The organism is Parashewanella hymeniacidonis, from assembly GCF_016900895.1.
Lineage (GTDB): Bacteria > Pseudomonadota > Gammaproteobacteria > Enterobacterales > Shewanellaceae > Parashewanella > Parashewanella hymeniacidonis.
The window spans coordinates 1-9,552 of record NZ_JAFEUN010000134.1 but is presented as its reverse complement, the minus strand read 5'-3'; the positions used below and the strand labels follow the sequence as shown (position 1 = coordinate 9,552).

Genomic DNA, 9,552 nt, shown 5'->3' with positions numbered 1-9,552 from the left:
CACCGAATGCTTTAGTTAAAACGTGCGAGATAGCTGCTGTTAGAGTAGTTTTACCGTGGTCAACGTGACCGATTGTACCAACGTTAACGTGCGGTTTATTACGTTCAAATTTTTCTTTAGCCATGGTATGCCTCAGTCCAACCTTTTTATCAGGTAGTGAATGTTATATAGCAAAAAATCGACGCATAAATGCATCGAACAGAAATTTAATTTTACTTAATTAAGATAGTGGGAGCAATTTAAGGAAGAATTCATGGTGCTGATAGGCAGATTTGAACTGCCGACCTCACCCTTACCAAGGGTGCGCTCTACCAACTGAGCCATATCAGCAACGAAATTGGAGCGGGCGGCGGGAATCGAACCCGCGTTATCAGCTTGGAAGGCTGGAGTAATACCATTATACGACGCCCGCGCAACCTTATTATAGGCTACCTACTACCTATTGAAATGAAGATGGTGGAGGGAGAAGGATTCGAACCTTCGAAGGCAGAGCCGTCAGATTTACAGTCTGATCCCTTTGGCCACTCGGGAACCCCTCCATCATAATGGTGCCGGCACCAAGAGTCGAACTCGGGACCTACTGATTACAAGTCAGTTGCTCTACCAACTGAGCTATGCCGGCGCATCATTTCGGAGTCGGATATTAGGTAAATGTGGCAGCAAGTGCAATAGCAAAATGCAAATTATCTAAAAAAAAGTTTCAAATGACGTTTTTTTCGGCTTAAATTTAGCATTTTGTTTAAAATTAATGCTAAAGAACAACAAGTTCACACATAGAGTACTCACTAAAAATTATTCGTTTGAGCTATGTTAATGAATAAGATATGGTGCATTCGATTTAATTTTGTAGTTTGAGAATAAGATAAACGATGATTTCAGCACAATCTGCCCACCAGGCTTTATACATGGCATTTGGTCGTGACCAATGGAGCGACTTGCGTAACTCTGTGCCATTAACTTTAAATGAAGCCGATTTGGACAACCTTAAAGGTATTAATGAGCGCTTATCCTTAGCTGAAGTTACTGATATCTATCTACCTCTGAGTCGTTTACTCAACCTGATTGTTAAATCTAAGCAGCAACGCAGTGAAGTCTTGGATAAATTTTTAGTCAACGATGCACCTAAGCCACCATACATCATCAGTATTGCAGGCAGTGTTGCCGTAGGAAAAAGTACTACAGCACGTATTCTGCAAGCTTTACTTCGACATTGGCCTGAACACCCAAAAGTTGAGCTGGTCACCACGGATGGCTTTTTGCATCCATTAGAAGCATTAAAAGAGCGTGGCTTAATGCAACGTAAAGGTTTCCCTGAGAGCTATGATATGAAAATGCTGGTTGATTTCATTTCTGATGTGAAATCAGGTGAACCAGAAGTTCATGCGCCTTTGTATTCTCACGTAACTTATGACCGTATTACAGACAAAACCCAAAAGATCAATCAGCCTGACATACTGATCCTTGAAGGTTTAAACGTATTACAAACAGGACTCGATGCTCAATCCTCTACGAATCGACCATTTCTATCTGATTTTGTGGATTTTTCGATTTTTGTCGATGCTGATTACAACTTACTGAAGCAATGGTATATTGAACGTTTTTTACAATTCAGAAGTGTCGCTTTTGCTGATGATAATTCTTACTTTCATCACTATGCTGAACTTAATGATGCAGCAGCGACCGATATTGCTGAGAATATTTGGGATTCGATCAACGGTCCGAACTTGATGGAAAATATTCTTCCAACTCGTGAGCGAGCCAACCTGATACTTCGTAAAGGGCGTGATCACCTTATGAATCAGGTTCTACTGAGAAAGTAAGCTAACAAGGCAGGCTCTATGAGCCTGCTCTGACACTGATCTCACCACCAACAAACGCTTTAACTTCGCCGTCGACTTCAAGCAGTAATGCACCCTGAGTATCAATACCTCGACAAATCCCTTCAGTGACATTATCTGCCATTAATAACTTAATAGGTTGATCGCAATACAAATCGACTTTTTGCCAACGCTCGATAAAGGCGGGTAGACCCGATTGCTCAAATTGTTGAATATCGGCTTTTAACTGTTGATGCAACGCAATCGCAAACTCTGTTTTGTCTGGCAATGCTTGCTGCGACACTATATCAGCCCATGGTTGATCGATTTGCTCTGCTGCGGTTGTTGGCATTGACAAATTAACCCCAATCCCAATCACTACATTACATTCTCCGTCCGCTTGCCCCGACATCTCAACTAAAATACCCGCAAGCTTTTTACCTTCAAGATATACATCATTCGGCCATTTAACCGCTACATCATCGAGTCCGAGCTTTTTTAGCACGCTTGCGAGTGAACAACCAACAACCAAACTCAAACCCATCGCTTGTGCCATACCTTGTGGAAACTGCCACAACATTGAAGCGTATAAGTGACTACCATAAGGTGACGCCCACTTACGACCACGACGACCACGCCCCGCACTTTGATATTCAGCGATACAAATATCACCTGATTTAAGCTCTTCAGCGTGTTTCAATATAAAACTGTTGGTTGAATCAATTTCATCAAAATAAAAGCAACGATCATCAATTTTATGTACAAGCACATCACCATCAATCAGCGGCACAGGTTTTTCCAACTTATAACCTTTGCCTTTAACGCTGTAAATGCCAACACCAGCTTGCTCAAGTGCATCGACATGATTGCTGATGGTTGCTCTTGATACATCCAACTGTTTTGCTAATGCCTCACCGGATAAAAATGAGTCAGTTTGATTTAATGCCGCCAGTATTTGCCGACGACGATGCCATTGCTCAGCCATGAAACTCAATCTCCCCATGTTTTCCGATAAAGCGAGGCTCGACTTCAAGCTCCACTCCGAATTTATCAAGCACTGTCGCAGTGACATAACTCGCTAAATTCACAATTTCTGTGCCTGTAGCGCCTCCATGATTTACAAGTACCAAGGCTTGTTTGTCATGCACTCCAACATTGCCTTGCTTATATCCTTTCAACCCTGCTTGGTCAATCAGCCATCCTGCGGCTAGCTTTACACCATTGTCTACTAAATAAGCGACCATATCAGGATAACGTTTAAGTAGATTTTGGTGGCACTCGGTTGAAACGACAGGGTTTTTGAAAAAACTGCCCACATTGCCAATAACTTTAGGATCTGGCAATTTACTTTGTCTTATCTCACACACTCGTTTAAAGATGTCATTGGCCGTAATCGTCTTAACATTAAAGTCACTCAGCGGCCCATAATTAACCACAGGCTGCCAATGTTTAGTTAATTTAAAACCTACTCGCAAAATTACGGTCTGGTTTTTAAGTGCATTTTTAAAAATCGAATCCCGATAACCAAATTGACACTCAGCCGCAGTAAGTCGTGTTACTGTTTTATGTTGTAAATGATAAAACTCAACCCAGTCACACACTTTTTCAAACTCAACGCCATACGCTCCAATGTTTTGAATCGGTGCCGCCCCGACAGTTCCAGGAATAAGCGCTAAATTCTCTAAACCGTTAATACCTTGATTGACCATGGACGCAACAAACCGAGACCAGTCCTCACCCGCTGCAACACTCAAATAATGGTATTCATTATCTTCAGAAAGACATATCCCTTTGGATTCTATTTTAATGACCGTACCTTCTAGATCATCCGTAAGCACAAGGTTACTACCGCCACCAAGTACCAACAAGGGTTGTGATTGACTGTCGTAAACTCGGCAAAACTCAATGATCGACTCAGTAGAATTAAGCCGTTGCAATTGCTGACAACCTTGCATTAATCCTAATGTATTGAATTCAGTTAAAGAGTGAGCAGTGCCTGACATAATCTTTCGGTTTAAAGGTAAAAAAGTCATTGTACTGAGTTAATGACGCTTTTACAGTACTCCGATTAAATCTGTTGAGATTTAATGCGGTTTATCAATTGCAAAATAAAATAGATACAACAAGCGGCTGCCATGCTTGCTTTGAATGCATCGACCCAATTAACCTCTGTAATTCTTGGGTTAAAAACGAAATAGCCAAGATTATAGCCATTGATAGCGATTAGCCCGAGAAGCATTAACAAATAAAATCCAATTTTGAGCACGACATTTTCCTTAAACTAAAGTAAGTGTGATCCCGACTCCCATCACCATTCCCAAAACAAGTGCTACTGTGATTACTCCGATTTGCTGGTATTTACTAGAAACATTGTTCTCATCAGTGACTGCATCATCTATAGATAAGATGATTTCCTCAAGATTAAGCTCCATCACTGAGGCAATGCTCAATACTGTTTCATTAGAAGCCGTTCCATAGCGTTCGACACGTTGAACGGTTCGCAGGCTCAAACCAAATGCATCAGCAAGGTGCTGTTGAGTCCAGCCATTTTTTAGTCTGCTATTTTTAATGGCTTTTGCATTAACATCCATCTAAAACTTCCCTTTAAAAAACAAAGTTAGCGATAATAAAACCCATTAGTAATCCAGTAACTACACCAGCTAAAAGCCATTTGCCAAAATCAACTAACATCTGCCGACCTGAAACATCAGGGTGTTTATAAGCTATAGATTGAGTTTCAACGTGAACGCCATCTTCTATCAGCGTACATTGTAAGTGTCCCCTTAAAATATCAATCATATTGAACTCAATCTCATAAGGGATATCATCAACTTTAAACAAATGAATCGACTTCCTTTTATATGAACGTTGCTCACTTACTACTTCATCATTTACTTTGATAATTTCTTTACCGTTCCAAGATGATCCCCATGTAGTGATGACATTGTTATTAACTACAAATCTAAATTGATAACCTTTACTGAGAACGTCATTTCCGACGATGTTAATCTTATCAGTCATGCCTTTTCCTTCGTGACTAAATCTGAGTACATGGTATGTTTTTTTCACAAACAATAAAGGACAGTGATAGGACATTCGTAAATATGACATACGACATCGATATGACAATCGTTTAAAATCAATACGTTACTATCAAGCGCAACAACTTGATACCGGAGTCGATATTTTGGTTACAATGGCTAAGAGTTGAATTACAAGTAATAAAGCATGGACTTAGCCAACAAATTAGACTTGCTGTGCGACATCGTACAATATGGCTCATTCACTAAAGTAGCTGATTTGCACAATGTTGATCGTTCAGTCATTTCAAAACAAGTGAAAGCGCTGGAAACTGAATTAGGTGTTCGGCTGCTCAACCGCTCAACGCGGGCTTTATCACTCACCAGTGCAGGAACAAGCATTTATCAGCAAGCACAAGCCGTTCGAGAGGCATTGTTAACCACTAAAAAGCTCGCCGAATCTTTTCACGACTCTCCAAAGGGAAAACTAAAAGTCACAGGATATACAGCATTTGGACAACAGTATCTTAGAAAAGCGATAAATCAATTTTTGTTAAAATACCCGGAAACAGAAATTGAGTTAGTGCTTGATGACAAACGTTTTGACATCATCAATGAAGGTTTTGATATTGCGTTTCGAATTGGTCCATCCCGAGATTCAAATCTTATCGCACGTAAATTTGCCCCAAATAACCTGGCTATTCTTGCGGCTAAATCGTTTATTTCTGAATACGGAAGGCCTAAAACAGTCGATGAGCTAATTGCACTGCCCGCAGTAATTTATGCCAACAATGAATATAATCTTGGAAAACTCTCTATCGCTAATTCTGCAAACAGCTCAGAGTTAATCAAGCGTCAGATGGCACCTCGTTTTACAAGCAATGATGTTGGTTCAATGTTAGATGCGGTTAAAGAAGGAATAGGTTATGCACAATTCGCGATGTCGACCATCACACGTCCCATTGAAGAAGATAACCTCACCACTTTGTTAACCGATCATAAACTCGCAGATGCCGGTGAAATTTATGCACTTTATCCACACAGAAATCAGACACCACTCACTAACTTATTCTTGGATGAAGTAAAATGTGTCATTGGCACACCACCGATATGGAAAAGTTACATCGATAATTATGCCAATCTTTACTAGAGGCCAAACAATAGTCCAGAGTGTAAATTGATAATAAAACACTCTCAAATAATCAGTTTTAACCATTAATTGTCGAGATGATTTCAGATGCGGGTAATCGAGATTTAGGCAAACCCGCATTAAAGTCGGTTTCACTACGATATCCTAAAGCAACAACGCCCACAGCAGTAAACCCTTGCTCTCTTAATCCAAATTCACTATCCAGCGCTGGCATATCAATACCCTCCATTGGTAGCGCATCAATGCCTAAAACAGCAGCACCAGTAAGCAATGAACCAATATTTAGATAGACTTGCTTTTCTAACCAATGTTGCAAATCTTTAAAATCAAACCGATGTAAATCTACAAACATCTTCCGAACACCATGTACCATGGCTTTAAATTCAGGTGCGTCATAGCGGCCATCTTTATCTTCAGTCTCAGTTAAATGATTTAAGAAAGTTTCACTCATTTCTGTCCGAGCACAAAAGACAACAACATGCGAGGCATCAAGGATTTTTTGAGTATTAAAATCATACTTTTCCGATCCCTTAGCAACCCTCTGTTTCGCAGCGGCTGTTTCAGCAATCAAGAAGTGCCAAGGTTGTGAGTTAACGCTTGACGGGCTGAACCGCAACAGAGCATAAATTTGCTCAAGTAACGCTGGCGAAATTTTCTTTTTTGAGTCGAACTCTTTAGTTGAGTATCGATTCAACATGATATCGTTAAAATTCATTAATTTTTGCTCCTCACATTAGATGAAGCAATTATTCACTAAAATTATCCGATGTTCGATAACGTTAACAACAATTCATTGGTGCTTTTAAAGCAACACTCAAGGTCGTTTTTCACTTAAAGTTAGGGTATGTTTATAGTTCCTCGACTTGAAAGGGAAGTTAATGCTGTTATTAATGATTTACGTGGCTATTGCTATTGGCGTTTCATTTCTGTGCTCTATTTTTGAAGCCGTCTTGCTCAGTATTACCCCTGGCTACCTTGCCTATTTAAAGAAACAGGGGAAGCCTTCTTATCAGCAACTAAAAAAACTGAAAGATGACGTTGATAGACCCTTAGCTTCTATTCTTACACTTAACACCATTGCTCATACGATTGGCGCCGCAAGTGCTGGTGCCCATGCAACCGTGGTATTCGGCAGTGAATGGTTAGGTGTGTTTTCTGCTGTACTGACGTTAGGTATCTTATTACTGTCAGAAATCATTCCAAAAACGATAGGAGCGACTTATTGGCGACAATTGGCATCGATAACTGGCTATACGCTCAATTGGATGGTTTGGATTCTAAGTCCGTTTATATGGATATCGAGTATCGTTACTCGATTCGTATCCCATCAAAAGCCAGAAGCGCAACTGCGTGAAGAACTGTCAGCAATTGCCACGCTTGCAGGCGAAACGGGTGAGCTAGATTCAGGTGAATCCAAATTATTCGAGAATATTCTGAGTTTAAAGCACACACCAATAACAAAAGTGTTAACACCCCGTACGGTTGTATTTCGTGTACCTGATACATTATCGATTGATGATTTCTTTGCACAATATGCAAATAACCCATTCTCTAGAGCTTTGGTGTATCACCAAAACAAAGATAACATCGTCGGCTTTGTACATAAACTTGAATTGTATAAATACCAAAAACAACACAGTGGGAATGAGAGCATTGGACGCAGCTTGAGACCAGTTTGTGCTTTATTAAGTAGCATCTCACTAGCAACGGCACTTCAAATCATGCTCAGTAACAAACACCAACTAGCGATGATTGTTGATGAGTACGGCGACTTGAAAGGTGTTGTTTCACTCGAAGATATATTTGAACACATGCTCGGTGAAGAGATCATGGATGAAGTCGATAACACCCCTGATCTGCAGCAGGCGGCACACTTACGTTGGGAAAAATGGAAACAAGAACACAGTGTGATTGATCCTAGAGATGATGCTCAATACAAAGGAGAAGAGTGAAAACAATAATTGTATTTGGTAGCAGCAATAATAGCGGGAATACCGCATCAGTGTGTGAACGGGTTGCCCAAGGCACGGACATCGGCATTATAAATCTCAATAACTATAATATTCAGCCATTCAATTACGACATTACACAACAAAATGACGATTGCTTAAATTTATTTGAAAAATTATTAGGGTATGATCTCATCCTCTTCGCAACGCCAGTTTACTGGTATGCACCAAGTGGCCAGATGAAAGTGTTCATCGACCGTTTCTCTGATTTATTGCATTTGCATAAACCACTCGGGAGACAGTTGAGAACCAAAAGCGCAGCAGTAATTGCAACAGGAGCAGATGATATTCCACAAACTTGCTTTGAAGACATGTTCAAAAATACATTCAATTATCTAGGAATGAAATACCTTGGGCTCCTATATGTTAGCTTTGGCAAAGATGACCAGCCAGAAACTTCACAGCGAAATAAAATTGCACATTTTAAAACGATGCTGGCAATTGATGAGTCAAATTAAACGGCACAGCAACATCAATAAGCTTTGGTAGAGAGAGTTGAGCATCTCTTGCCAATCGTTTTTGCACGTATTCTTGCTCTGTAGCACATTCATCTAGCATGACATTTTTGTGTTTTTCATCCGCAATCAATAAGTCAGTATACGGTAACTCTTGCTCTTTGGGATAATCATGACAAAGTTGCACATGATAACCATCAGGATAATGATAAAGCAATTCAATAGATTCATACAACTCATGCGCACTTCCACCAGGAAAATCGACTCTCGAAGTACCTCGCTCGGGAGCAAACAAGGTATCTCCAACAAATAAGTATTTACCAATTCTATAGGTAACAGAGTCAGGGGTATGTCCAGGGGTTTCTAAAACTTGAATTTGCTCGGTACCCAATTTTAATTGAGTATTTTTATCGACAAACAAGTCAAAGCGTGCCAATGGACAGTCATTCAGTTTAACTTTCCAGTTTTCATAAACGAGAGCAATCTTCTTACAAACCGCTATTTGTCCACCTAGTTTACTTTTAATGTATTGTGCTGCAGAGAGATGATCAGCATGAATATGAGTTTCAAGAATATATTGTAACGAAAGTCCTTGAGTGCGAATGGTATTGATAATTTCATTTGCAGACTCAAAACCAATTTTGCCCTCTTGATAATCCAACACAGTATCAATTAATACAGCGTTATTAGCAACAGACACTAAATAGGTTAACGTTCCACTTTGTCGATGAAAGAAATGTTGCACATTCATACGGATAACTTTCAATGAAATAAAAGTTAAGGTAATAGAAACATAAACTGAGTTCTAATTAATTAAAATTAATCTCACAGTACCAAAGCGGTGAACTAAGGTGTTCACATTTCACTGAGTATCGGCTGTATTTGCAAGTTTGTTGTAGCTTCAAATAAAATAACGACAGTTTTGTATATCGACAAACGCAAAAATCCCCTTAGCCTAAGCTAAGGGGATTTGCGTATTTGGTGTCTGGCGATGACCTACTCTCACATGGGGAGACCCCACACTACCATCGGCGATGCTGCGTTTCACTACTGAGTTCGGGATGGATTCAGGTGGTTCCACAGCTCTATTGTCACCAGACA

The 9,552-nt window shown here is 40.0% G+C and carries 11 protein-coding genes, 4 tRNA genes and 1 rRNA gene; 4 read left to right on the top strand and 12 right to left on the bottom strand.

The annotated features are described in order from the left end of the window. From JQC92_RS19275 to JQC92_RS19255, 5 genes are all read right to left on the bottom strand, one after another. The coding region (locus tag JQC92_RS19275; RefSeq protein WP_239480649.1) for a GTP-binding protein at positions 1-124 on the bottom strand (124 nt) is incomplete at its 3' end. Positions 125-254: 130 nt separating this feature from the next. Next, positions 255-330: transfer RNA gene (locus JQC92_RS19270), tRNA-Thr, on the bottom strand. A gap of 8 nt (positions 331-338) precedes the next feature. Next, positions 339-412, bottom strand: a tRNA-Gly gene (locus tag JQC92_RS19265). A 42-nt stretch (positions 413-454) separates the two neighbouring features. Continuing rightward, positions 455-539, bottom strand: a tRNA-Tyr gene (locus JQC92_RS19260). A 7-nt stretch (positions 540-546) separates the two neighbouring features. Continuing rightward, positions 547-622, bottom strand: a tRNA-Thr gene (locus JQC92_RS19255). 247 nt (positions 623-869) lie between these two features. Here JQC92_RS19255 and coaA point away from each other — a divergent pair. Beyond that, a complete protein-coding gene (coaA, locus tag JQC92_RS19250; protein ID WP_205001172.1) occupies positions 870-1,820 on the top strand; it encodes a type I pantothenate kinase in 951 nt (316 codons plus the stop codon). 16 nt (positions 1,821-1,836) lie between these two features. Here coaA and birA read toward each other — a convergent pair whose 3' ends face one another. The 4 genes from birA to JQC92_RS19230 all read right to left on the bottom strand — a co-directional run bounded on the left by birA (position 1,837) and on the right by JQC92_RS19230 (position 4,838). After that, the gene (gene birA / locus JQC92_RS19245; protein ID WP_205001171.1) at positions 1,837-2,802 is read right to left on the bottom strand and encodes a bifunctional biotin--[acetyl-CoA-carboxylase] ligase/biotin operon repressor BirA; all 966 of its coding nucleotides are present in this window, start codon (positions 2,800-2,802) and stop codon (positions 1,837-1,839) included. Further along, positions 2,795-3,820, bottom strand: a complete 1,026-nt coding sequence (gene murB, locus JQC92_RS19240; RefSeq protein WP_239480648.1) for a UDP-N-acetylmuramate dehydrogenase — start codon at positions 3,818-3,820, stop codon at positions 2,795-2,797. Before murB ends, birA begins: the two co-directional genes overlap by 8 nt. Positions 3,821-4,093: 273 nt before the next feature. After that, positions 4,094-4,408 carry a helix-turn-helix domain-containing protein gene (locus JQC92_RS19235; RefSeq protein WP_205001169.1) on the bottom strand — a complete coding sequence of 105 codons (315 nt, stop codon included), beginning with the start codon at positions 4,406-4,408 and terminating at the stop codon, positions 4,094-4,096. 13 nt (positions 4,409-4,421) lie between these two features. Beyond that, positions 4,422-4,838 (bottom strand): hypothetical protein, encoded by a 417-nt coding sequence (locus JQC92_RS19230; RefSeq protein ID WP_205001168.1) that lies wholly within the window; start codon positions 4,836-4,838, stop codon positions 4,422-4,424. Positions 4,839-5,045: 207 nt separating this feature from the next. Here JQC92_RS19230 and JQC92_RS19225 point away from each other — a divergent pair, with 207 nt between their 5' ends. After that, entirely contained in the window at positions 5,046-5,987 is a 942-nt protein-coding gene (locus JQC92_RS19225; RefSeq protein WP_205001167.1) for a LysR family transcriptional regulator, read from the top strand. Positions 5,988-6,045: 58 nt separating this feature from the next. Here JQC92_RS19225 and nfsB read toward each other — a convergent pair whose 3' ends face one another. Next, the gene (gene nfsB / locus JQC92_RS19220; protein WP_205001166.1) at positions 6,046-6,702 is read right to left on the bottom strand and encodes an oxygen-insensitive NAD(P)H nitroreductase; all 657 of its coding nucleotides are present in this window, start codon (positions 6,700-6,702) and stop codon (positions 6,046-6,048) included. Positions 6,703-6,865: 163 nt separating this feature from the next. Here nfsB and JQC92_RS19215 point away from each other — a divergent pair, with 163 nt between their 5' ends. Both JQC92_RS19215 and JQC92_RS19210 read left to right on the top strand, forming a co-directional pair. After that, positions 6,866-7,939, top strand: coding sequence for a CNNM domain-containing protein (locus JQC92_RS19215; protein WP_205001165.1), 1,074 nt, complete (start codon positions 6,866-6,868; stop codon positions 7,937-7,939). Then, on the top strand, positions 7,936-8,454 hold the full coding sequence (locus JQC92_RS19210) for an NAD(P)H-dependent oxidoreductase (protein WP_205001164.1): 519 nt from the start codon (positions 7,936-7,938) through the stop codon (positions 8,452-8,454). The genes JQC92_RS19215 and JQC92_RS19210 overlap by 4 nt, the downstream gene beginning before the upstream one ends. On the opposite strand, the gene JQC92_RS19205 is transcribed toward JQC92_RS19210, so the two are convergent. Next, a complete protein-coding gene (locus JQC92_RS19205) occupies positions 8,420-9,202 on the bottom strand; it encodes an MBL fold metallo-hydrolase (RefSeq protein ID WP_205001163.1) in 783 nt (260 codons plus the stop codon). The genes JQC92_RS19210 and JQC92_RS19205 overlap by 35 nt on opposite strands. A 232-nt stretch (positions 9,203-9,434) precedes the next feature. After that, a 5S ribosomal RNA gene (gene rrf / locus JQC92_RS19200) occupies positions 9,435-9,550 on the bottom strand. Positions 9,551-9,552: the final 2 nt, after the last annotated feature.

Excerpts from the sequence above, each read along its gene's own strand:
- murB (WP_239480648.1), bottom strand. The coding sequence starts at position 3,820 with ATGTCAGGCACTGCTCACTCTTTAACTGAATTCAATACATTAGGATTA.
- nfsB (WP_205001166.1), bottom strand. The coding sequence starts at position 6,702 with ATGAATTTTAACGATATCATGTTGAATCGATACTCAACTAAAGAGTTC.
- JQC92_RS19235 (WP_205001169.1), bottom strand. The coding sequence starts at position 4,408 with ATGGATGTTAATGCAAAAGCCATTAAAAATAGCAGACTAAAAAATGGC.
- JQC92_RS19215 (WP_205001165.1), top strand. The coding sequence starts at position 6,866 with ATGCTGTTATTAATGATTTACGTGGCTATTGCTATTGGCGTTTCATTT.
- JQC92_RS19205 (WP_205001163.1), bottom strand. The coding sequence starts at position 9,202 with ATGAATGTGCAACATTTCTTTCATCGACAAAGTGGAACGTTAACCTAT.
- JQC92_RS19230 (WP_205001168.1), bottom strand. The coding sequence starts at position 4,838 with ATGACTGATAAGATTAACATCGTCGGAAATGACGTTCTCAGTAAAGGT.
- coaA (WP_205001172.1), top strand. The coding sequence starts at position 870 with ATGATTTCAGCACAATCTGCCCACCAGGCTTTATACATGGCATTTGGT.
- birA (WP_205001171.1), bottom strand. The coding sequence starts at position 2,802 with ATGGCTGAGCAATGGCATCGTCGTCGGCAAATACTGGCGGCATTAAAT.
- JQC92_RS19225 (WP_205001167.1), top strand. The coding sequence starts at position 5,046 with ATGGACTTAGCCAACAAATTAGACTTGCTGTGCGACATCGTACAATAT.